This window comes from Pseudomonas sp. MN1F, from assembly GCF_009391885.1.
Taxonomy (GTDB): domain Bacteria; phylum Pseudomonadota; class Gammaproteobacteria; order Pseudomonadales; family Pseudomonadaceae; genus Aquipseudomonas.
The window spans coordinates 109096-131183 of record NZ_VZII01000027.1 but is presented as its reverse complement, the minus strand read 5'-3'; the positions used below and the strand labels follow the sequence as shown (position 1 = coordinate 131183).

Below are 22088 nucleotides of genomic sequence, written 5' to 3'. Positions count from 1 at the left end.
TCGCTGCCGAAGCTGTCGCGAAGGCCCAAGCCGAGCGTATCACTGCCGAAGCTGCCACAGTCCGGGCAGCAAATACATATTCTACATCTGGTTCCAGTGCACTAATCAGCTCGGTCGTGCTGACGGCTGCAGGCACTGTGTCAAGTAACATTCCACTGTTCTCACTTCGTACAGTACTAGGAACAGCGATTGGAGCACTTGAAGGTTATGCGATTGCAGTAGGTTCAGGTTTCATCGTCGGTGTTTCGGCTTTGCTCTACTCCCCTCGGCTCGGTAATGGCGAGCTCCCTGATCGCTATAGCCTGCAAACGCCGCTGTCAGATCTGTCTCCCCACGTCAGCACAGCATTGGCAACTAGTGAAGCCATGAGCAGCACAGCTGAAATGCCCTACCGTTTCAGCTCGCGGACTACTGCCGATGGTTCCTCGGAAATTTTCGTAGTCAAAGCAGACGGCGGTCCGGTTCCATTTGAGGTACGTGTACTTACCGCGTCATTCGACGCACAACGCAACATCTATACCGCGACCACTGCGGACTCACCACCGCGGATACTCACCTGGACTCCAATTAGCAAGCCAGAGGACTCTTCTACCAGCCTTCCCTCTGAGCAAACACCTCCGACGACCTTTCCCGGAGCTGAGTTGCTACCGGTTGAAATCAGAATAGACAGCTACCCAGGTATTGCTGACGCCAACCTTGACGACTACATCGTTGTTTTTCCTGCAGACTCTGGGTTGCCGCCAATCTACACAATGTTCAGGGATCGGCGGGAAGATCCTGGTTCGGCAAGTGGGTACGGCCCTCAAGTTGACGAGTCTTGGTCCAAAGGCGCTTCGACAGGTGAAGGAGCCCCCATTCCGATGCAGGTTGCTGACTTGCTGCGAGGGAGAAATTTCCCAAATTGGCGGGCGATGAGGGAAGCGATTTGGAGGGCGATTGGCAATGACGAAATGCTATCAAAACAATTCAGCCGGGCCAACATTTCTAGGATGAGCAAAGGGCTCGCTCCATACGTTCCCAAAAATGCCCGCGTCGGGAAACGTTCTGTGATTGAGCTGCATCATAAAATATTGATCTCACAGGGAGGAGAAGTGTACAACGTAGAGAACATTTTCCTTACGACTCCCAGCCTTCACATTCAAATTCACCAAGGTGACTAAAGATGAATGACTCGATTAGCAATATTAAAGAAAAAGATTTTTTGGACTTTGTAAAAAAGATATACATCGTTGACTACCCTAGCGACGAAGCGCACCGTAGCGCTGTGGAGAAGTTTGAGCAACTGTCAGAGCATCCGGCTGGATCAGATCTTCTATTTTACCCAGAGGAAGGAAAAGATAGCCCTGAGCAAATTGTGGCCGAAGTGAAGGCTTGGCGTGCTGCAAACGGCAAACCAGGGTTTGCACAACCTTAATATGTTCCCCCACCCCGATCAGTTGCAAAGGCGGTCAAAAAATTGATCGGGGTACCCACTCCCTCCTAAACGAACAAGATTAACAAGGGGGCGAGAGTTGGACCTCCATGGCTGACGAGGACCGCTCACACCACCCGGGCCAACCGATCCTCCCGCGGGCACCGCTCGAACCGCCCCCGGTAGCAGCGGGTGAAATACGAAGCCGACTCGAACCCACACGCCACCGCCACCTCCAGCACGCTCATGTCGGTCTGGCGCAACAACTGTCGCGCCTTGTCCAGCCGTAACCGCAAATAGAAGCCACTGGGCGTGTCGTCCAGATGCAAGCGGAACAGGCGCTCCAGCTGCCGCCGTGTCACCTGCACCGCATCGGCCAGCACCTGGGTATTGAGCGGCTGCTCAATATTGCGCTCCATCTCGCCGATCACCTTCACCAGCTTCTTGTTGCTGATGCCGTAACGGCTGGCGATCTGCATGCGCTGGTGGTCCTGGCGCGGGCGGATGCGCCCGAGCACGAACTGCTCGGACACCTGCACCGCCAGCTCGCTGCCATGGGCCTGGCCGATCAGGTCGAGCATCAGGTCGATTGACGCGGTGCCGCCTGCGCAGGTGATGCGACGCCGGTCGATCTCGAACAACTCCTGGGTCACCTGCAAGCGTGGGTAGCGCTCCTTGAACGCATCCAGCGCCTCCCAGTGCAGGGTTGCCCGGTAACCGTCGAGCAAGCCGGCCTCGGCCAACACCACCGGGCCAGTGTCGATACCGCCGAGGATCACCCCTTCATGATCGAGCCGGCGTAGCGCCTGCTGTAGCCGTGGGCCATAACAGGCCAGCGGCTCGAAGCCGGCGACGATCAGCAGCACGCCCCCCGCTTCGCCCTCCCCCAGCGCACCATCGGCATTCACCGACATGCCGTTGCTGGCCTGCACCGCACCGCCATCCAGGCTGAGCACGCGCCAGCGATATGACGGCCCCTTGAAGCGGTTGGCCACGCGCAGTGGTTCCAGTGCGCTGATAAAGCCCATTGCCGAGAACCCCGGCAACAACAGGAAATGAATCAGTTGCGGCATTGCATGCTCCACGCGTGAAGGTGGTCGCCTCCGTGCTGATCTTGGTCGCCAGGGTGCGATTTTCCACCCTGGCAGCAGCGTAGCTTGTTCACACAGCCCAGAGAGGCTGGCCCCCAATAATAATGCCCTGCCGATGGAGAGCCACCATGCATCGCTTGATCCGCCGCAGCCTGTTGTCCCTTGCCCTGAGCAGCATTGTCGCCACCCCGCTTTACGCCGCCGAGCCCGCGGCCTGTCAGAACGTGCGCCTGGGCGTGGTCAACTGGACCGACGTCATCGCCACCAGCGCCATGGCCCAGGTGCTGCTGGATGGCCTGGGTTACCAGACCAAACAGACCAGTGCCTCGCAGCAGATCATTTTCGCCGGTATCCGCGACAAGCGCCTGGACATGTTCCTGGGTTACTGGAACCCGATCATGACCCAGACCATCACCCCGTTCGTCGACGCCAACCAGGTCAAGGTCCTCGACAAGCCCAGCCTGGAAGACGCCCGCGCCACCCTCGCCGTGCCCAAGTACCTGTATGACAAAGGCCTGAAGACTTTCGCCGACATCCACAAGTTCGAGAAGGAACTGGGCGGCAAGATCTACGGCATCGAGCCCGGCTCCGGTGCCAATACCCAGATCAAGGCCATGATCACCAAGAACCAGTTCGGCCTGGGCAAGTTCCAGCTGGTCGAGTCCAGCGAAGCCGGCATGCTCGCCGCCGTTGACCGCGCCGTACGGCGCAAGGAAGCGGTGGTGTTCTTCGGCTGGGCGCCACACCCGATGAACGTGAACATCGACATGGCTTACCTGGGCGACAGCCAGGACGCCCTGGGCCCGGACGAAGGCCGTGCCACGGTGTGGACGGTGACCGCGCCGGACTACGCCGAACGCTGCCCCAACGCCCACCGCCTGCTGGCCAACCTGAAGTTCAGCGCCGAGGACGAGAGCCGCATGATGCAGCCGCTGCTCGACCACAAGGACGCGCTGGAATCGGCCCGCCAGTGGCTCAAGGACCACCCCGAGGACAAGGCCCGCTGGCTTGAGGGTGTGACCACCTTCGATGGCAAGCCTGCGGCGGACAACCTCAAGCTCACCGCCAACTGACAAGGCCTATTCGCGGATAAATCCGCTCCTGCAGGTAACGCGCATGCCAGGGCCATCACGGTCCCCTGTAGGAGCGGGCTTGCCCCCGAAAAGGCCATCACTGACACAACAAGGAACCGCCATGAACCACGACGTCATCATCACCTGCGCCCTCACCGGCGCTGGCGACACGGTCGCCAAGAGCCACCTGGTCCCGGTCACCCCGAAACAGATCGCCGAAGCCGCCGTGGAAGCCGCCAAGGCCGGCGCCACCGTGGTCCACTGCCACGTCCGCGACCCGCAGACCGGCCGTTTCAGCCGCGACGTGGCGCTGTACCGCGAAGTCATGGAGCGCATTCGCGAGGCCGACGTCGACGTCATCGTCAACCTCACCGCCGGCATGGGCGGCGACCTGGAAATCGGCCCAGGCGAATCGCCGATGGAATTCGGCCCCGGCACCGACCTGATCGGCCCGCTGGAGCGCCTGGCCCACGTCGAAGCCCTGCTGCCGGAAATCTGCACGCTCGATTGCGGCACCCTCAATTTCGGCGACGGCAACGCCATTTACGTCTCCACCCCGGCGCAACTGCGCGCAGGGGCCAAGCGCATCACTGAACTGGGCGTGAAAGCCGAGTTGGAAATCTTCGACACCGGCCACCTGTGGTTCGCCAAACAGATGATCAAAGAAGGCCTGCTCGAAGACCCGCTGTTCCAGCTGTGCCTGGGTATCCCGTGGGGCGCGCCAGCCGACACCACCACCATGAAGGCCATGGTCGACAACCTGCCAGCCAACGTCACCTGGGCCGGCTTCGGCATCGGCCGCATGCAGATGCCGATGGCGGCGCAGGCGGTGCTGCTCGGCGGCAACGTGCGGGTCGGCCTGGAAGACAACCTCTACCTGGACCGTGGCGTCCTGGCCAGCAACGGCCAATTGGTGGAACGCGCCGCAGAAATCATCACCCGCATGGGTGGCCGCGTGCTCAGCCCGGCAGAAGGCCGGGAAAAAATGAACCTCAAGCGCCGCTGATCCCCTTTCAGGAGACCGATATGCCCTTCATCACCGAGATCAAGACCTTCGCCGCCCTGGGTAGCGGCGTGATCGGCAGCGGCTGGGTTGCCCGCGCCCTGGCCCATGGCCTGGACGTGGTCGCCTGGGACCCGGCGCCCGGCGCCGAGCAGGCCCTGCGCAAACGCATCGCCAACGCCTGGCCGGCACTGGAGAAACAAGGCCTGGCGCCAGGTGCAGCGCAAGACCGGCTGAAATTCGTGGCCACCATCGAGGAATGCGTGCGCGACGCCGATTTCATCCAGGAAAGCGCACCCGAGCGCCTGGACCTCAAGCTCGACCTGCACGCCAAGATCAGCGCTGCCGCCAAGCCCAATGCAATCATCGGCTCCAGCACCTCGGGCCTGCTGCCCAGCGAGTTCTACGAGTCATCCACTCACCCTGAACGTTGCGTGGTCGGTCACCCGTTCAACCCGGTTTACCTGCTGCCGCTGGTGGAGATCGTCGGCGGCAACCGCACGGCACCCGAAGCTATCGAGGCCGCGAAAACCATCTACACCGCACTCGGCATGCGCCCGCTGCATGTGCGCAAGGAAGTCCCTGGCTTCATCGCCGACCGCTTGCTCGAGGCGCTGTGGCGCGAGGCCCTGCACCTGGTCAACGATGGCGTCGCCAGCACCGGCGAAATTGACGATGCGATCCGCTTCGGCGCCGGCCTGCGCTGGTCGTTCATGGGCACCTTCCTGACCTACACCCTGGCTGGTGGCGACGCCGGCATGCGCCACTTCATGGCCCAGTTCGGCCCGGCGCTGAAGCTGCCCTGGACCTACCTGCCGGCACCGGAGCTGACCGACAAGCTGATTGATGATGTGGTCGAAGGCACGTCGGAACAGTTGGGTGACCGCAGCATTGCGGCGCTTGAGCGCTATCGTGATGACACCCTGCTGGCCGTGCTGGAAGCGGTGAAGACCAGCAAGGCCAACCACGGCATGGCTTTCGGCGACTGAGGAGCAGACGATGCCCGCATTGATCACTTACCGCACCCCAGTCCAGGAGGACTGGGTCGACTACAACGGGCACCTGCGCGATGCCTTTTACCTGCTGATTTTCAGCTACGCCACCGATGCGCTGATGGAGCGCATCGGCCTGGACGCCGACAGCCGCGGGCAGACTGGCAACTCGCTGTTCACCCTGGAGGCGCACATCAACTACCTGCATGAGGTGAAGCTGGGGACCGAGGTGTGGGTGCAGACGCAGATCATCGGCTTCGACCGCAAGCGCCTGCATGTCTACCACAGCCTGCACCGGGCAGGGTTCGACGAGGCGCTGGCTGCGAGTGAGCAGATGCTGCTGCACGTGGACCTGGCGGGGCCGAAGTCAGCACAGTTCAGTGAGCAAAGTGCTGGATTGCTGCAGGGGTTGGTGGATCAGCAACAAGACCTGCTGCCGGCTGAATACCTCGGCCGAGTGATAGCCCTGCCTGCGCCAAACTGAGCAACAATACATTACCTGTGGGAGCGGGCGTGCCCGCGAATGCGATGGTGGATCCACCGCCGCATTCGCGGGCACGCCCGCTCCTACAGGTTATGTATTCAGACAAAAAATAACCCCGGAAAGCCGTGAGCATCCGGGGCCAAGAGCGAGCAATATCCACTGTGCATGAGTGAGGGTGACCAAACCCTCGTGGACCGTGAATGGCTGCAGTCTGCTGGCTTCCCGCCCCCCGTAATTAGCCGGGAACGACCTGTTCTTAGCCAAACCGGCCATTGCGACATTCTGCCCTTGCGGGCCTGTCGCTGCAGACACAGAATCGGTCGTAAATCACAGCAGCACTCTCTTCGCGATAAAAGGGACAACAGCCATGATGCATGCGGATTTGATAGACCAGGACGACCTGGCAGGCCACCTGCGCGCGCGCGGGTTCGACATTCCGGCCGGGGCCAGTGCCGAGCAAGCCTGCGAGGCGGTGGTGCGGGGGCTGACCGAGCCTAATGCGCGGGCGCTGAAGGGGATGGTGGAGCAGATGTATACCGGAAGCGCGACCATTTTACCGGCCGTGCGCCAGGCGATCGACAAGCAACTGTTGCCGGCATTGGCGCAGTTCAACAAGCGCGCCTGACCGAATTTTCCTGCGCCGGCCTCTTCGCGGGTTTACCCGCGAAGAGGCCGGCTCCGTTTCAGAGCCTTACGCTGGCAAAGGTCGACTCGTTGCGCGCCTGGCTCAGGGCCGCCATCGGCCCGCTGTGCGGCGACAGGGTCATGGCCTGCGGGATCGGCATCATCGCCACCTGTTGCGCGGTGTTGGAACCGACGCGCTCGTCACGCGGCGGAATGCCGAAGTACTCGCGGTAGCACTTGGAGAAGTGCGGCGTCGATACGAACCCGCACACCGAGGCCACTTCGATGATCGACATCGGCGTCTGCTTCAGCAGCTGCCGCGCACGGATCAGGCGCAGCTTCAGGTAGTAGCGCGACGGCGAACAATGCAGGTACTTCTGGAACAACCGTTCGAGCTGACGACGCGATACCGACACATACACCGCCAGTTCATCGAGGTCGATCGGCTCTTCGAGGTTGGCCTCCATCAGCGCGACGATCTCCTGCAGCTTCGGCTGGTTGGTGCCGAGCATGTGCTTGAGCGGCACGCGCTGGTGGTCCTGCTCGTTGCGGATACGCTCGTAGACGAACATCTCGGAGATCGCCGCCGACAGCTCACGACCGTGATCGCGGCTGATCAGGTGCAGCATCATGTCCAACGGCGCGGTGCCGCCGGAGCTGGTGAAGCGGTTGCGGTCGAGGGTGAACAGGCGGGTGCTCATGTTGACCCGTGGGAAGGCCTCCTGCATCGCTGCCAGGCACTCCCAATGCACGCTACAGTCGAAGCCATCGAGCAAGCCGGCACAAGCCAGCGCCCAGCTGCCGGTGCACACCGCGCCAAGGCGGCGCGACTGGCGGGCCTGGGCCTGCAGCCAAGTGACGTGCTCACGGGTGACGGTGCGCTGGATACCCACGCCACCGCAGACGATCACGGTGTCGATCGGCGGTGCATTGTGCATGGCCGCGTCCGGGGTGATCTGCAAGCCATCGCTGGCCCACACCTGCCCACCATCGACAGTCAGCGTGTGCCAGCGGTACAACTCGCGGCCGGACAGCTGGTTGGCCATGCGCAGCGGCTCCACGGCCGATGCCAGGGAAATCAGGGTGAAATTGTCCAAAAGGAGAAACCCGATGGACTGGGGTGCTGTGCGGTTCTGGGTTGGGTTCCCGGAGGTGTACGACGTCATCGCGATTTCTCCTCACACAAATGCGGGGGGTGCCTCAGGCGGGCACTGATTTCTTGTTATGGCCCCGGTTTTGTGTGCAGGGGCTTGGTGCCAAACTCAACGCAAAGGCCGTGCCTGAAATTGAACGGCCATCCGAAAAAACCTGAAAACGACGCCTTCATTCGGCAAATCAGGCACTTCGATCAAGTTGGCAAGTCTTCGCAAACCGCCGTGCTAGCGCCTTGCGTATAACGACTGAGCAATTTGGTGACACGCGCAGCGCAGGTTGCCCAGAAACGACACTCTTAAGTGTCACCGACAATGCTCGCGCTGATAGCGACATCCGACGATCGGTGAGCTCAGGCCACGCACTGAAACAGGGCGTGGCGCACCTTAAACATTCAAGGGCCCCATCGCGGATGAATCCGCTCCTACGGGGGCATGCATCCCCTGCAAGAGCGGATTCATCCGCGATAAGGCCCTTGAGGCTGGCTCAAACACTCAGCATTCAATGGCGCTGACCGCCAGGCCGCCGCGCGAGGTCTCTTTATATTTGTCGTGCATGTCGGCACCGGTGTCGCGCATGGTGCGAATCACCTGGTCGAGGGAGATAAAGTGCTCGCCATCACCGCGCAGCGACATCTGCACAGCATTGATCGCCTTCACTGCGGCAATCGCGTTGCGTTCGATGCACGGCACCTGCACCAGGCCGCCGACCGGGTCGCAGGTCAGGCCAAGGTTGTGTTCCAGGGCGATCTCGGCAGCGTTCTCCACCTGCGGCGGAGTCGCCCCCAGCACTTCGGCAAGGCCCGCAGCCGCCATGGCGCAGGCCGAGCCGACCTCACCCTGGCAGCCGACCTCGGCACCGGAAATCGACGCGTTCTTCTTGCACAGGATGCCCACCGCCGCCGCCGCGAGGAAGTAGTCGACCACGCTGGAGTCGGTCACCGCATCGCTGAAGCGCATGTAGTAGTGCAGCACCGCCGGGATGATGCCGGCCGCGCCGTTGGTGGGTGCAGTGACCATGCGCCCGCCGGCCGCGTTCTCTTCGTTGACCGCCAGGGCGAACAGGTTGACCCATTCCATGGCGCTCATGGTCGAGCCGATCACATTGGGCTTGCCGATTTCCTGCAGGCTGCGGTGCAGCTTGGCGGCGCGACGCCGCACATTGAGCCCGCCGGGTAACGTGCCTTCGTATTTCAGGCCGTTGTTGACGCACTCCTGCATGGCTTCCCAGAGCTTGTGCAGGCCGGCGCGGATTTCTTCCTCGCTGCGCCAGACCTTCTCGTTGGCCATCATCAATTGCGACACGCTGAGGTCGTTTTGCTTGCACAGGCGCAGCAGTTCGGCGGCGCTGTTGAAATCGTACGGCAGCACCGTCTGGTCGGCGTCCAGCACGCCGCTCGCAGCCTGGGCAGCGTCGACCACGAAGCCGCCCCCGACCGAGTAGTAGGTGTCGCGGTGCAGCTCGCCCTGGGCGCCTTCGGCGATCAGGGTCATGGCGTTGGGGTGGTACGGCAGGTTCTCGTCCAGCAGCAGCATGTCGCGGGCCCAGACGAATTCGATGGGCAGGCGGTTATCCAGCTTCAGCGTGTTGGTTTCACGCAGGTCGGCGATGCGCGGGACGATCTGGGTCGGGTCGATGGCGTCCGGCCATTCGCCCATCAGGCCCATGATGGTGGCGTTGTCGGTGCCATGGCCGATGCCGGTGGCCGACAGCGAGCCGTACAGCCGCACTTCGATCCTTTGCACCCGTTCCAGCTCGCCGCGCTCACGCAGACCCTGGACGAACAGGGCGCCAGCACGCATGGGGCCGACGGTGTGGGAGCTGGAGGGCCCGACACCGATCTTGAACAGGTCGAACACGCTGATGGCCATTGTCGAATCACCTCTTGCTGGGCTTGTCTCTGCGCGCCATGCGCAGGGCGGGGCAACTGCTAGGCTGAAGCTGCGAGCCGCCACGAATGCACGCATCATCGGGCTTTTGCCTACCCCCTCGCCGTCTGCAACCGACGTACTTTTGTCCAGCAGCGCCGCAGCCTTTTCGGCCAACTGCGCGCCGCTTTCGAGCGGCCTTGTGACGCAAAAATGCGGCGGCAGGGGTGGAAAAACTCATAAACGACATCGCCCGTACTGGATGCGACCCGTTCCGTACTGGTTACGACCCCACCAGTAGGCGATTGCCCGGCGCTGGAGGATTATCGAAAGCGACTCGTAAAGCACGGCCACGCAACCTGCCCTCTGCAGGCCTGGTCGACCGAGCCCTGAGAACGCCCGGCGACCCATGCGAACCCGAAGACAAAATCACAGGAGTCCATCCATGAAAGGTTCACCCTCGCTGTTGCTGGTTGCGATGCTGTCCGCACCTCTGCTGGCCCAGGCCGCCGAGCCCGAACAGTGCCAGACGGTACGCTTCTCCGATGTCGGCTGGACCGACATCACTGTCACCACGGCGACCACCAGCGTTGTGCTCGAAGCACTGGGTTACAAGACCCACACCACCATGATCTCGGTACCGGTGACCTACAAGTCGCTGGCCACCGGCAAGGACCTGGACGTGTTTCTCGGCAACTGGATGCCGACCATGGAGAACGACATCAAGCAGTACCGCGATGCCGGCACTGTCGAGACCGTGCGCGCCAACCTGGAAAACGCCAAGTACACCTTGGCCGTACCCCAGGCGCTGTATGACAAGGGGCTGAAGGATTTCAGCGACATTCCCAAGTTCAAGAAGGAACTGGACGGCAAGATCTACGGCATCGAGCCCGGTAACGACGGCAACCGCACCATCCAGAGCATGATCGACAAGAACGCCTTCGGCCTGAAGGACGCCGGCTTCAAGATCGTGCAGTCGAGCGAGGCCGGCATGCTGTCGCAGGTCGACCGCGCGCAGAAGCGTGGCGAGGCGGTGGTGTTCCTGGGCTGGGAACCGCACCCGATGAACACCCGCTTCAAGATGCAGTACCTGACCGGCGGGGATGAGTACTTCGGCCCCGAGTTCGGCAAGGCCACCGTGCTGACCAACACCCGCAAGGGCTATGTGCAGGAATGCAGCAACGTCGGCCAGCTGCTGAAGAATCTGCAGTTCGAACTCAAGGATGAAAGCACCATGATGGGCTACGTCCTGGACGACAAGATGAAGCCCGAGGCGGCCGCCAAGAAGTGGCTGAAAGACAACCCCGGCAAGCTGGACACCTGGCTGGCGGGTGTCACCACCGTGGACGGCAAACCCGGCCTTGAGGCGGCCAAGGCGAAGCTCGCTCAATAACGCAATACGTCGTAGCGCTACCTCGGGGCGGGACCGTGCCCGCCCCGGACTGATTTCAATCTTCGCAGGTGGAAGCTCGCTATCATGCTTATCGATCAGAAAATACCCTTGGGTCAGTACATCGCGTCGTTCGTCGAATGGCTGACCCAGAATGGCGCGGACTATTTCGACGCCATTGCCCGAGGCCTGGAGTTCATGATCCATGGCGTCACCAGTACCCTTACCTTCTTCAACCCGTTCGTACTCATTGCTCTGTTCGCCGCCCTGGCGCATTTCATCCAGCGCAAGTGGGCGCTTACCGCATTCGTCGCCCTGTCCTTCCTGCTGATCCTCAACCTGGGGTACTGGCAGGAAACCATGGAAACACTGGCCCAGGTGACCTTCGCCACCGTGGTCTGCGTGGCCATCGGCGTGCCGCTGGGCATCGTCGCCGCGCACAAGCCGATGTTCTACACCGCCATGCGCCCGGTGCTCGACCTGATGCAGACCGTGCCAACCTTCGTCTACCTGATCCCGACCCTGACCCTGTTCGGCCTGGGCGTGGTGCCGGGGCTGATCTCGACCGTGGTGTTCGCCATCGCCGCGCCGATCCGCCTGACCTACCTTGGCATCTGCGACGTGCCACAGGAACTGATGGACGCCGGCAAGGCCTTTGGCTGTTCGCGCCGCCAGCTACTTACCCGTATCGAACTGCCGCACGCGATGCCGAGCATCGCCGCCGGCGTCACCCAGTGCATCATGCTGTCGCTGTCGATGGTGGTGATTGCCGCCCTGGTGGGCGCAGATGGCCTGGGCAAACCTGTGGTCAACGCACTGAACACCGCCGATATCTCCCTGGGCTTCGAAGCGGGCCTGGCGATCGTGCTGCTGGCGATCATGCTCGACCGTATCTGCAAGCAACCGGAACTGCCGGTAAGGGGTGAGGCATGAGCATCATTCGATTCGAAGACGTCGACGTCATTTTCTCCAACAAGCCGCGCGAAGCGCTGGCGTTGCTGGACAAGGGCCAGACCCGCGAGCAGATCCTCAAGCAGACTGGCCTGGTGGTCGGTGTGGAAAAGGCCAACCTCGATATCAAGAAAGGCGAGATCTGCGTGCTGATGGGCCTGTCCGGGTCGGGCAAGTCGAGCCTGCTGCGCTGCATCAACGGCCTCAACACCGTCAGCCGCGGCAAGCTGTTCGTCGAGCATGAAGGCAAAAACATCGACATCGCCCATTGCACCCCGGCAGAGCTGAAGATGATGCGCACCAAGCGCATCGCCATGGTGTTCCAGAAGTTCGCCCTGATGCCGTGGCTGACGGTGCGCGAGAACATCAGCTTCGGCCTGGAAATGCAGGGCCGCCCGGAAAAGGAACGGCGCAAGCTGGTCGACGACAAGCTCGAACTGGTCGGCCTGACCCAGTGGCGCAATAAAAAGCCGGACGAACTCTCCGGCGGCATGCAACAGCGTGTGGGCCTGGCCCGGGCGCTGGCGATGGATGCCGACATCCTGCTGATGGACGAACCGTTCTCGGCCCTCGACCCGCTGATCCGCCAGGGCCTGCAAGACGAATTGCTGGGCCTGCAGGCCAAGCTGAGCAAGACCATCGTGTTCGTCAGCCACGACCTCGACGAGGCACTGAAGCTGGGCAGCCGCATCGCCATCATGAAAGACGGGCGGATCATCCAGTACAGCAAGCCGGAAGAAATCGTGCTGAACCCGGCCGACGAGTACGTGCGTACCTTCGTCGCCCACACCAACCCGTTGAACGTCTTGTGCGGCCGCAGCCTGATGCGCAGCCTGGACAACTGCAAGCGGGTCAACGGCTCGGTGTGCCTGGACCCGGGTGGCGATTCGTGGCTGGACCTGGGCGAAGGCAATTCGATCAAGCGTGCACGCCAGGGGCAGAACGGGCTGGACATGCAGAATTGGGCGCCGGGGCAGGCCGTGGAAGGGCTGGGGCGCAAGCCGACCTTGGTGCATGCCGATATCGGGATGCGTGAGGCGCTGCAGATTCGTTATCAGACCGGCAACAAGCTGGTGCTGCAGGAGAATGACAAGGTGGTGGGGATTCTTGGGGATACCGAGCTTTACCACGCCTTGCTTGGCAAGACTCACGGGTGATGCAAATTGGGGCCGCCTTGCGGCCCCAATCACGCTCTCAGCGAACGACGATCCCGCGCGAAGCCATGTAGGCCTTGGCCTCCGGCACGGTGTACTCGCCAAAGTGGAAGATACTGGCCGCCAGCACCGCGCTGGCATGCCCTTCCAGAATCCCGTCGGCCAGGTGTTGCAGGTTACCCACACCACCCGAAGCGATCACCGGAATCCCCAGCGCATCGCTGATGGCACGGGTTACCCCCAGGTCGAAACCATTTTTCATGCCGTCCTGGTCCATGCTGGTCAGCAGGATCTCGCCAGCCCCCAGACCTTCCATCTTCTTCGCCCATTCAACGGCATCCAGCCCGGTCGGCTTGCGCCCGCCGTGGGTGAAGATCTCCCAACGCGGCGCTTCGCCCGGCCCGGACACCTTCTTGGCGTCGATGGCGACGACGATGCACTGCGAACCGAAACGGTCCGCCGCCTCACCGACGAACTCCGGGTTGAACACCGCGGCAGTGTTGATCGAAACCTTGTCGGCACCGGCGTTGAGCAGGTTGCGGATGTCCTGCACGGTACGCACGCCACCGCCCACGGTCAGCGGGATGAACACCTGGCTGGCCATGCGCTCGACGGTATGCAGGGTGGTGTCGCGGCCATCGACGCTGGCAGTGATGTCGAGGAAGGTGATTTCGTCGGCACCCTGCTCGTTGTAGCGACGGGCGATTTCCACCGGGTCGCCGGCATCACGGATGTTCTCGAACTTGACGCCCTTGACCACCCGGCCGTTGTCCACGTCCAGGCAAGGGATGATGCGCTTGGCCAGTGCCATGGTTCAGTCCTCAGCCTTGGTAGTTGTCGCAGAAGGCCTGGGCCTCGGCGACATCGAGGGTGCCTTCGTAGATGGCACGGCCGGTGATGGCGCCGATGATGCCCGGAGCCTTGGCGTCCAGCAGGGCCTTGATGTCACCCAGGTTGTGGATGCCGCCCGAGGCGATCACCGGGATGCGCGTCGCTTCGGCCAGGGCCTTGGTGAACGGCACGTTGCAGCCCTGCATCATGCCGTCCTTGGCGATGTCGGTGTAGACGATCGCCGAGACGCCATCGGCCTCGAAACGCTTGGCCAGGTCGATGACCTGCACCGAGCTCACTTCCGCCCAGCCGTCGGTGGCGACGAAGCCGTCTTTTGCGTCCAGGCCAACGATGACCTTGCCCGGGAAGGCCTTGCACGCTTCGGCCACGAACTCAGGCTGCTTGACCGCCTTGGTGCCGATGATCACGTAGCTGACGCCAGCCTTGACGTAGTGCTCGATGGTTTCCAGCGAGCGGATGCCGCCGCCGATCTGGATCGGCAGGTTCGGGTAGCGCTTGGCGATGGCGGTGACCACTTCACCGTTGACCGGCTGGCCTTCGAAGGCGCCGTTGAGGTCGACCAGGTGCAGGCGGCGGCAGCCACCTTCGACCCACTTGGCAGCCATGCTCACCGGGTCGTCGGAAAATACCGTGGAGTCTTCCATGCGGCCCTGGCGCAGGCGCACGCAGGCACCGTCCTTCAGATCGATAGCGGGGATAATCAGCATCTTGGGAACCTGTCTGTTCTTGGGGGTTCAGGGCTTTTCGAGTGCCCACAGATCGCTTTCGATGCTCTCGAACCGCTCCTTGAGGTGCAGCTGAACATCGGCAATCGCCCTGTTGTAGTAATGGGGTGCAATTTCTTTGCTGAACAGCTCGAGGACCTCGGCCACCTCGAACGACCCGAGCTGCAACTCGAAGCGGTCTTCGAGAAAGCGCTTGAGCGTGTCGAGCGCTTCGCGTTCCTCTTCGGGGGCCAGGGTGATGACCGGGGCCTTGGTCTTCGAACGGCTCATTTACCAGCGCCCGTCCCAGGCGACGAAGTTCTGCAGCAACTGCAGGCCATGGGTATGGCTCTTCTCCGGGTGGAACTGCACGGCAAAGCGCGAGCCATCGGCCAGCGCGGCGGCGAAGTCGACGCCATAGTGGCCACGGCCGACCACCTGGCCCGGCTTGCCGGCATTGATGTAGTAGCTGTGCACGAAGTAGAACCGCGCACGGTCGGAAATGTCGTGCCACAGCGGGTGGTCGATGGTCTGGCTGACTTCGTTCCAGCCCATGTGCGGCACCTTCAGGTGCTCGCCGTCTTCTTTCAGGTCTTTGCCGAAGAAGCGTACCTGGCCAGGGAACAGGCCGATGCAGTCGACACCGTCGTTCTCTTCGCTATGGTCGAGCAGCGCCTGCATGCCGACGCAGATACCGAGGAATGGGCGGTCCTGGCTCACTTCACGCACCAGGCTGTCGAAGCCCAGGCGGCGGATTTCAGCCATGCAGTCACGAATCGCACCCACGCCGGGGAACACCACGCGGTCAGCCTCGCGGATTACCGCGGCGTCGCTGGTGACCAGCACCTTGCCGGCGCCGACGTGCTCAAGCGCCTTGGCCACCGAGTGCAGGTTGCCCATGCCATAGTCGATTACGGCTACCGTCTGCATTTACAGGCACCCTTTGGTGGACGGCATCTGCCCAGCCATGCGCTCGTCGAGGGTAACGGCCATGCGCAGGGCGCGGCCGAATGCCTTGAACACGGTTTCGATCTGGTGGTGGGTGTTGTGGCCACGCAGGTTGTCGATGTGCAGGGTCACCAGGGCGTGGTTGACGAAGCCCTGGAAGAACTCCTGGAACAGGTCGACATCGAAGCCCCCCACAGTGGCGCGGGTGTAGGGCACATGCATCTGCAGGCCTGGGCGGCCAGAGAAGTCGATGACCACGCGCGACAGCGCTTCGTCCAGCGGCACGTAGGCATGGCCGTAGCGGAAGATGCCTTTCTTGTCGCCGATGGCCTGGGCGAATGCCATGCCCAGGGTGATACCGACGTCTTCGACGGTATGGTGATCGTCGATATGCAGGTCACCCTTGCACTCGATATCCAGATCGATCAGCCCATGACGGGCAATCTGGTCCAGCATGTGTTCAAGGAAAGGCACACCGATATCGAATCGGGCCTTGCCACTGCCATCGAGGTTGATCGAGCACTTGACCTGGGTTTCCAGGGTATTGCGCTCGACGGAAGCCTTACGTTCGACCATCACCAGCTCCGCAAAATCATTGGGCGAAAAGGGTTTCATTATAGGCCCAGAACGCGCCCGCTTGAAACGCGGATGACATATGGCAAAGCAAGGAATTGCGGGGCCGGACAGCCCTACAGGTCTATACAACCGCATCATGGGGGCTGCCAGGCAACCCCCAGACGGCTACATCACTGGAACAGGACAGCGGTCTTCTGCAGGGTGATCCACACCCCCCAGGCCAGCGGCACGACCACCACAGCCCAGGCCAGCAGCACCAGCGGCAGGCTGCCCGGCGCGGCGTGCCATTCAAGCGAACGCGCACCGTCAGCGCCTTTGTCGTGGCTCAGCGCACGCTCGGCAGCCAGTTCGGCATCGGTCATGAAGTGCTTGTCGGCCACCGGGCGGATCAGCATGTTGCAGATAAAGCCCAGCACCAGCAGGCCGGCGAGGATGTACAGGGTCATGTCGTAGGCGGCTGCACGCTCTACCCCCGCCGCCAGTTGGTACTCGCGCAGGTAGGTGATCAGCACCGGGCCCAGCACGCCCGCTGCAGCCCAGGCGGTCAGCAGCCGGCCATGAATGGCACCGACCATCTGCGTACCGAACAGGTCGGCCAGGTAGGCCGGCACGGTGGAGAAGCCACCGCCGTACATCGACAGGATGATGCAGAACGCCGCCACGAACAGCGCCACGTTGCCCAGGTGGCCCATGTTCGGCACCAGGCTGTAGAGGCCGACGCCCAGGGCGAAGAAGGCGAAGTAGGTGTTCTTGCGGCCGATGTAGTCGGAGAACGACGCCCAGAAGAAGCGGCCACCGATGTTGAACAGGCTCAGCAGGCCGGTGAAGCCGGCGGCGATGGCGGCAATCTGCGCCAGTTGCGCGGCGTTCAGCTCGCTGAAGCTCAGCTCGTTGCCCAGCAACTTGCCGGCGAACACTTCCTGCAGCAGTGGCGAGGCCATGCCGAGGATGCCGATACCGGCGGAAACGTTCAGGCACAGCACCAGCCACACCAGGGCGAACTGCGGGGTTTTCCAGGCGACGCTGACGTGCACATGGCGGTCGGTGACCATGCCATTGCCGGCTTTTTTCGCCGGTGCGGTCCAGCCTTCAGGCTTCCAGCCGGTCGGCGGCACGCGGTAAGCCAGGGCGCCGGCCGTCATGAACACGAAGTAGATTGCGGCCATGGCGACGAAGCTCTGCCATACGCCCACTTCATGCTCGTTGCCAAAATGGCCCATCAGCGCGGTGGCCAGCGGTGCGCCAACCATCGCGCCACCACCGAAGCCCATGATCGCCATGCCGGTGGCCATGCCGCGTTTGTCCGGGAACCACTTGATCAGCGTCGAGACTGGCGAGATGTAGCCCAGGCCCAGGCCGATACCGCCAATCACTCCGGACCCCAGCCACATCAGCCACAGCTGGTGGGTCTTCACGCCGATCGCCGAGATCAGCATGCCGCCGCACCAGCACAATGCCGATACCAGGCCGGCCTTGCGCGGGCCGGCATGTTCTAGCCAGCCGCCCAGCACCGCTGCCGAGCAGCCGAGGAAGACGAAGAACAGGGTGTAGATCCAGCTCAGCATCGAGATCGGCCAGTCGCATTCGGCGCTGAACATACGGGCGATGAAGCCCATGTCTGCCGAACAGGCAACAGGCGCGGTGATGCCGATGGCTTGCGACAGTGGCAGCCAGAACACCGAAAAGCCGTAGGCCATGCCGATACACAGGTGGATGGCCAGGGCGGCTGGCGGGACCAGCCAGCGGTTGAAGCCCGGGCGGGCGATGATGCGCTCCTTCGACAGGAAGCTCGGCGCGCTGGCCAGCCCCCCTGCCGTGATGGTACTGCTCATGGATTCAATCCTTTTGTAGGTAGACGGTGCTGGCGGATGGCATCCCGGGCTCTTGTTCTCGCACGCAGGGCGAACTGGCCTTTTCCGTAGGTAACGGCCCGCGACAATGGGTCGCGGCCGCTCCGCAAAGCGGCACAAGGGTACCAGTTCGCAGATGACATGAAAGCAATCTGATATCGTTATTTTCTGCGTGGCTGAATCGGTATTTCAAAGAATCCAGCGGCGAAGGAACTGACAAACCCACCGCTGTCGAATCCCGCAAACATCGGAAATACCCTGCATCGCTAGTCGAATACGCAGGGCCCACCCCTGCGGCGCTATACTCAGCCGTTCGGAATTCACACTACGGACTACAAGGACTCGCCCATGAAAGCGTTCGGCAAAATCCTGGGACTGGGGCTTCTCGGGTTGCTGCTGATCATCGTGGCGCTGGGCTTCGCCCTGACCCACCTCTTCGATCCCAACGACTACAAAGACGAGATCCGCCAGTTGGCGCGCGACAAGGCCCATGTCGAGCTGACCCTCAATGGCGACATCGGCTGGAGCCTGTTCCCCTGGCTGGGCCTGGAGTTGCACGAAGCCAGCATCGCCACCCTGACCCAACCCAAGGAACCATTCGCTGACCTGCAGATGCTCGGCCTCTCCGTGCGCGTGCTGCCATTGCTGCGCCGCGAAGTGCAAATGAGCGATGTGCGCGTCGAGGGCCTCAACCTGACCCTGGCGCGTGACGAAAACGGCCACGGCAACTGGGAAGACATCGGCAAGCCGCTGCCGGCGGCAACCGACGGCACTGCCAATGCGCCAGCCCAGCCAGCTGCCGAACAACCCGCGAAACCTGCTGAAAGCAGCAGTGAGCGCGCGGTGAAGCTCGACATCGACAGCCTGACCGTGAACAACGCCCGGGTTTACTACAACGATGCCAAGAGCGGCCAGAGCTACAGCGCCGAAAGCATCCAGCTGAGCACCGGCCCGGTCCACGAGGGCAGCAATATCGCCCTCAAGGCCAGCGCCTTCCTCAGCGCCAGCCAGCCGGCGATCAAGGCCCGCACCGAGCTTGCCGGCGAGCTGCGCTTCGATCGCAAGCTCAAGCGCTACAACTTCGAAGACCTGCGCCTGACCGGCGAAACCTCGGGCGAACCTACCGCTGGCAAGACCGTCACCTTCGGCGCCCAAGGCCAGTTGCTGGTCGACATGGGCGCCAACGTGGCCTCGTGGAGCGGCCTGAAAGTTTCGGCCAACCAGCTGCGCGCCCTCGGTGAGCTGAACCTGCGTGACCTGGACAAGGCACCGCAACTGAGCGGCGGCCTGTCTATTGCCCAGTTCAACCTGCGCACCTTCCTTGACGGCATCGGCCACCCGCTGCCGGCCACCAACGACCCGGCAGCCTTCGGCAAGCTGGAGCTGGTCACGCGCCTGCAAGGCACGCCGACCAGCCTGAGCCTGGCCGACCTGGCCGTGAAGCTGGACGACACCACCTTCACTGGCCGCGTAGCCATCGAGGACTTCGCCAAGCAGGCCCTGCGCCTGCAGCTCAAAGGCGACAAGTTCGACGCCGATCGCTACATGGCGGCCAAAAGCGAAGAGGCCAAGGGTGCCACTGTCGCACGCCAGGCCGAGGTCCAGCAGCAGGAAGCCACTGCGGTGGCCGGTGCCGGCAGCTCACCGCTGCCAAACGCCCCGACCCAGGTGGCCTGGAGCGACGACAAGCTGCTGCCGGTGGACCGCCTGCGCGCACTCGACCTGCAGGCTGACCTGGCCTTTGGCTCGCTGACCCTGGACAAGCTGCCGATCAGCGACGCTCAGCTGCAGGCCACCGGCCAGGGTGGGCTGCTGACCTTGCAGACCCTGCGTGGCGGCCTCTACAACGGCACCTTCGAAGCCAAAGGCAATGTCGACGTGCGCCCGGCCGTGCCACAGCTCGGTATCAACAGCAAAATCAATCGGGTGCCGGTCGAGCACTTCATCAAGGCTGAAGGCAAGGAGCAGACGCCTCCTGTCAAAGGCCTGCTGACCCTGACCAGTGATCTGACCGCCACCGGCAACAGCCAGAAGGCACTGGTCGATACCCTCAATGGCAGCGCAAACTTCACCATCAACGATGGCGTGCTGGTCAACGCCAACCTCGAACAGCAACTCTGCCAGGCCATCGCCACCCTCAACCGCAAGGCACTGAGCGGCGAGCCACGCGGTAAGGACACCCCGTTCGAAGAACTGCGCGGCAGCCTGGTGATTCGTAACGGCGTGGCCAGCAACCCGGACCTCAAGGCACGAATCCCGGGCCTGACCGTCAACGGCCATGGCGACCTCGACCTGCGTGTGCTGGGCATGGACTACAACATCGGCGTGATCGTCGAAGGTGACCAGCGCGCCATGCCCGACCCGGCCTGCCAGGTCAACGAACGCTTCGTGGGCGTTGAAGTGCCGCTGCGCTGCCGTGGCCCGCTGGAGCTCGGTGCCAAGGCCTGCCGCCTGGACCAGGACGGCCTGGGCAAGGTCGCGGCCAAACTGGCTGGCAACCGCCTGCAAGACAAGATCGATGAAAAGCTCGGAGACAAAGTGAACCCAGAACTGAAAGACGCGCTCAAGGGGCTGTTCAAGCGATGACCCCCACGCAGTTCTCCAGCGCCGTGCTGGACTGGTACGACCAGCACGGTCGCCACGACCTGCCCTGGCAACAGGGCATCAACCCATACCGCGTGTGGGTGTCGGAAATCATGCTGCAGCAGACCCAGGTCAGCACCGTGCTCAACTACTTCGACCGCTTCATGCAGGCCCTGCCAACCGTGCAGGCCCTGGCTGCAGCGCCGGAGGACGAAGTGCTGCACCTGTGGACTGGCCTTGGCTACTACACCCGCGCACGCAACCTGCAGAAGGCGGCGAAGATCGTCGTCGAGCAGCATGGTGGCGAATTCCCGCGCAGCGTCGAGCAGCTCACCGAGCTGCCCGGCATCGGCCGCTCCACGGCTGGTGCCATCGCCAGCATCAGCATGGGCATCCGTGCACCGATTCTCGATGGCAACGTCAAGCGCGTGCTGGCCCGCTACACCGCCCAGGCCGGCTACCCCGGCGAGCCGAAGGTGGCCAACCAGCTGTGGGCCACGGCCGAGCGCTTTACTCCGCAGCAGCGCGCCAACCACTACACCCAGGCGATGATGGACATGGGCGCGACGCTGTGTACGCGCAGCAAGCCCAGCTGCCTGATCTGCCCGTTGCAGCGCGGCTGCGAAGCGCACTTGCACGGCGAAGAAACCCGCTACCCCGAGCCCAAGCCACGTAAGGCACTGCCACAACGGCGCACGCTGATGCCGCTGCTGGCCAACCACGAAGGCGCCATCCTGCTTTACCGGCGCCCATCCAGCGGCCTGTGGGGCGGCTTGTGGAGCCTGCCGGAGCTGGACGACATCGCCCAGCTCGACGACCTCGCCTACCAGCATGGCCTGCGCCTGGCCGAAAGCCGCGCACTGGACGGCCTGACCCATACCTTCAGCCACTTCCAGCTGGCGATCGAGCCCTGGCTGGTACGTGTCGACCCGGTCGGCCAGCACGTGGCCGATGCCGACTGGCTCTGGTATAACCTCGCCACCCCGCCGCGCCTGGGCCTCGCCGCCCCGGTCAAGAAGCTGCTCAAACGCGCGGCCGACGAACTGATTGCAGGAGAAGCCCGATGACCCGCACCGTGATGTGCCGCAAGTACAAAGAAGAACTCCCAGGCCTGGCTCGTCCGCCCTACCCTGGCGCCAAGGGCCAGGACATCTTCGACCACATCTCGGAGAAAGCCTGGGAAGACTGGAAAAAACACCAGACCATGCTGATCAACGAAAAGCGCCTGAACATGATGAACGGCGAGGACCGCAAGTTCCTCCAGGGCGAGATGGACAAGTTTTTCGCTGGCGAGGAATACGCCCAGGCGGAAGGCTACGTTCCACCCTCTGAATGACCCCACGAATCGTAAGCGACGGAATTAATTTAAAATTTTTTCAAAA

Annotated in this window: 22 protein-coding genes; 13 read left to right on the top strand and 9 right to left on the bottom strand. The window is 62.7% G+C overall.

Annotated elements, in window-relative coordinates:
• Both F6X59_RS15040 and F6X59_RS15035 read left to right on the top strand, forming a co-directional pair.
• The coding region (locus tag F6X59_RS15040; protein ID WP_178120089.1) for an S-type pyocin domain-containing protein at positions 1-1160 on the top strand (1160 nt) is incomplete at its 5' end.
• Between the two features lie 2 nt (positions 1161-1162).
• Positions 1163-1414, top strand: coding sequence for a bacteriocin immunity protein (locus tag F6X59_RS15035; protein ID WP_152956880.1), 252 nt, complete (start codon positions 1163-1165; stop codon positions 1412-1414).
• Positions 1415-1539: 125 nt separating this feature from the next.
• Here F6X59_RS15035 and F6X59_RS15030 read toward each other — a convergent pair whose 3' ends face one another.
• Positions 1540-2484: a GlxA family transcriptional regulator gene (locus tag F6X59_RS15030; RefSeq protein WP_152956879.1), complete on the bottom strand. Its 945-nt coding sequence runs from the start codon at positions 2482-2484 to the stop codon at positions 1540-1542.
• A 146-nt stretch (positions 2485-2630) separates the two neighbouring features.
• Here F6X59_RS15030 and choX point away from each other — a divergent pair, with 146 nt between their 5' ends.
• The 5 genes from choX (at position 2631) to F6X59_RS15005 (ending at position 6679) form a co-directional block, all read left to right on the top strand.
• Positions 2631-3575 (top strand): choline ABC transporter substrate-binding protein, encoded by a 945-nt coding sequence (gene choX / locus F6X59_RS15025; RefSeq protein ID WP_152956878.1) that lies wholly within the window; start codon positions 2631-2633, stop codon positions 3573-3575.
• A gap of 121 nt (positions 3576-3696) precedes the next feature.
• Positions 3697-4581 (top strand): 3-keto-5-aminohexanoate cleavage protein, encoded by an 885-nt coding sequence (locus tag F6X59_RS15020; protein WP_152956877.1) that lies wholly within the window; start codon positions 3697-3699, stop codon positions 4579-4581.
• 20 nt (positions 4582-4601) lie between these two features.
• Positions 4602-5567, top strand: a complete 966-nt coding sequence (locus F6X59_RS15015) for an L-carnitine dehydrogenase (RefSeq protein ID WP_152956876.1) — start codon at positions 4602-4604, stop codon at positions 5565-5567.
• 10 nt (positions 5568-5577) lie between these two features.
• Positions 5578-6054 carry a thioesterase family protein gene (locus tag F6X59_RS15010; protein WP_152956875.1) on the top strand — a complete coding sequence of 159 codons (477 nt, stop codon included), beginning with the start codon at positions 5578-5580 and terminating at the stop codon, positions 6052-6054.
• A gap of 367 nt (positions 6055-6421) precedes the next feature.
• Positions 6422-6679, top strand: a complete 258-nt coding sequence (locus tag F6X59_RS15005; RefSeq protein ID WP_003255717.1) for a hypothetical protein — start codon at positions 6422-6424, stop codon at positions 6677-6679.
• A gap of 58 nt (positions 6680-6737) precedes the next feature.
• Here F6X59_RS15005 and F6X59_RS15000 read toward each other — a convergent pair whose 3' ends face one another.
• Both F6X59_RS15000 and F6X59_RS14995 read right to left on the bottom strand, forming a co-directional pair.
• Positions 6738-7844, bottom strand: coding sequence for a GlxA family transcriptional regulator (locus F6X59_RS15000; protein WP_060512237.1), 1107 nt, complete (start codon positions 7842-7844; stop codon positions 6738-6740).
• Between the two features lie 480 nt (positions 7845-8324).
• Positions 8325-9701, bottom strand: a complete 1377-nt coding sequence (locus F6X59_RS14995) for an L-serine ammonia-lyase (protein WP_152956874.1) — start codon at positions 9699-9701, stop codon at positions 8325-8327.
• Between the two features lie 442 nt (positions 9702-10143).
• Between F6X59_RS14995 and F6X59_RS14990 the strand changes: the two genes are divergently transcribed.
• The 3 genes from F6X59_RS14990 (at position 10144) to choV (ending at position 13196) form a co-directional block, all read left to right on the top strand.
• Complete coding sequence (locus F6X59_RS14990) at positions 10144-11091, top strand: choline ABC transporter substrate-binding protein (protein WP_152956873.1); 948 nt, start codon at positions 10144-10146, stop codon at positions 11089-11091.
• A gap of 81 nt (positions 11092-11172) precedes the next feature.
• Complete coding sequence (gene choW / locus F6X59_RS14985; protein ID WP_346654173.1) at positions 11173-12021, top strand: choline ABC transporter permease subunit; 849 nt, start codon at positions 11173-11175, stop codon at positions 12019-12021.
• Positions 12018-13196 (top strand): choline ABC transporter ATP-binding protein, encoded by a 1179-nt coding sequence (choV, locus tag F6X59_RS14980; RefSeq protein ID WP_152956871.1) that lies wholly within the window; start codon positions 12018-12020, stop codon positions 13194-13196. The genes choW and choV overlap by 4 nt, the downstream gene beginning before the upstream one ends.
• 37 nt (positions 13197-13233) lie before the next feature.
• Here choV and hisF read toward each other — a convergent pair whose 3' ends face one another.
• The 6 genes from hisF to F6X59_RS14950 all read right to left on the bottom strand — a co-directional run bounded on the left by hisF (position 13234) and on the right by F6X59_RS14950 (position 18105).
• Entirely contained in the window at positions 13234-14004 is a 771-nt protein-coding gene (gene hisF / locus F6X59_RS14975) for an imidazole glycerol phosphate synthase subunit HisF (RefSeq protein WP_011536177.1), read from the bottom strand.
• A gap of 10 nt (positions 14005-14014) precedes the next feature.
• Positions 14015-14752 carry a 1-(5-phosphoribosyl)-5-[(5-phosphoribosylamino)methylideneamino]imidazole-4-carboxamide isomerase gene (gene hisA / locus F6X59_RS14970; RefSeq protein WP_003255731.1) on the bottom strand — a complete coding sequence of 246 codons (738 nt, stop codon included), beginning with the start codon at positions 14750-14752 and terminating at the stop codon, positions 14015-14017.
• Between the two features lie 27 nt (positions 14753-14779).
• A complete protein-coding gene (locus F6X59_RS14965) occupies positions 14780-15040 on the bottom strand; it encodes a DUF2164 domain-containing protein (protein ID WP_060512242.1) in 261 nt (86 codons plus the stop codon).
• Positions 15041-15679 carry an imidazole glycerol phosphate synthase subunit HisH gene (gene hisH / locus F6X59_RS14960; RefSeq protein ID WP_060512243.1) on the bottom strand — a complete coding sequence of 213 codons (639 nt, stop codon included), beginning with the start codon at positions 15677-15679 and terminating at the stop codon, positions 15041-15043.
• Complete coding sequence (gene hisB, locus F6X59_RS14955; RefSeq protein WP_027917570.1) at positions 15680-16273, bottom strand: imidazoleglycerol-phosphate dehydratase HisB; 594 nt, start codon at positions 16271-16273, stop codon at positions 15680-15682.
• A 170-nt stretch (positions 16274-16443) separates the two neighbouring features.
• Positions 16444-18105 (bottom strand): OFA family MFS transporter, encoded by a 1662-nt coding sequence (locus tag F6X59_RS14950; RefSeq protein WP_152956870.1) that lies wholly within the window; start codon positions 18103-18105, stop codon positions 16444-16446.
• Positions 18106-18471: 366 nt separating this feature from the next.
• Between F6X59_RS14950 and F6X59_RS14945 the strand changes: the two genes are divergently transcribed.
• From F6X59_RS14945 to F6X59_RS14935, 3 genes are read left to right on the top strand one after another with little or no spacing between them, the layout of a single operon-like run.
• Complete coding sequence (locus F6X59_RS14945; protein WP_152956869.1) at positions 18472-20709, top strand: AsmA family protein; 2238 nt, start codon at positions 18472-18474, stop codon at positions 20707-20709.
• Positions 20706-21773, top strand: coding sequence for an A/G-specific adenine glycosylase (mutY, locus tag F6X59_RS14940; RefSeq protein ID WP_152956868.1), 1068 nt, complete (start codon positions 20706-20708; stop codon positions 21771-21773). Before F6X59_RS14945 ends, mutY begins: the two co-directional genes overlap by 4 nt.
• Positions 21770-22042: an oxidative damage protection protein gene (locus F6X59_RS14935; RefSeq protein ID WP_027917574.1), complete on the top strand. Its 273-nt coding sequence runs from the start codon at positions 21770-21772 to the stop codon at positions 22040-22042. The genes mutY and F6X59_RS14935 overlap by 4 nt, the downstream gene beginning before the upstream one ends.
• The last annotated feature ends 46 nt before the right edge of the window (positions 22043-22088 follow it).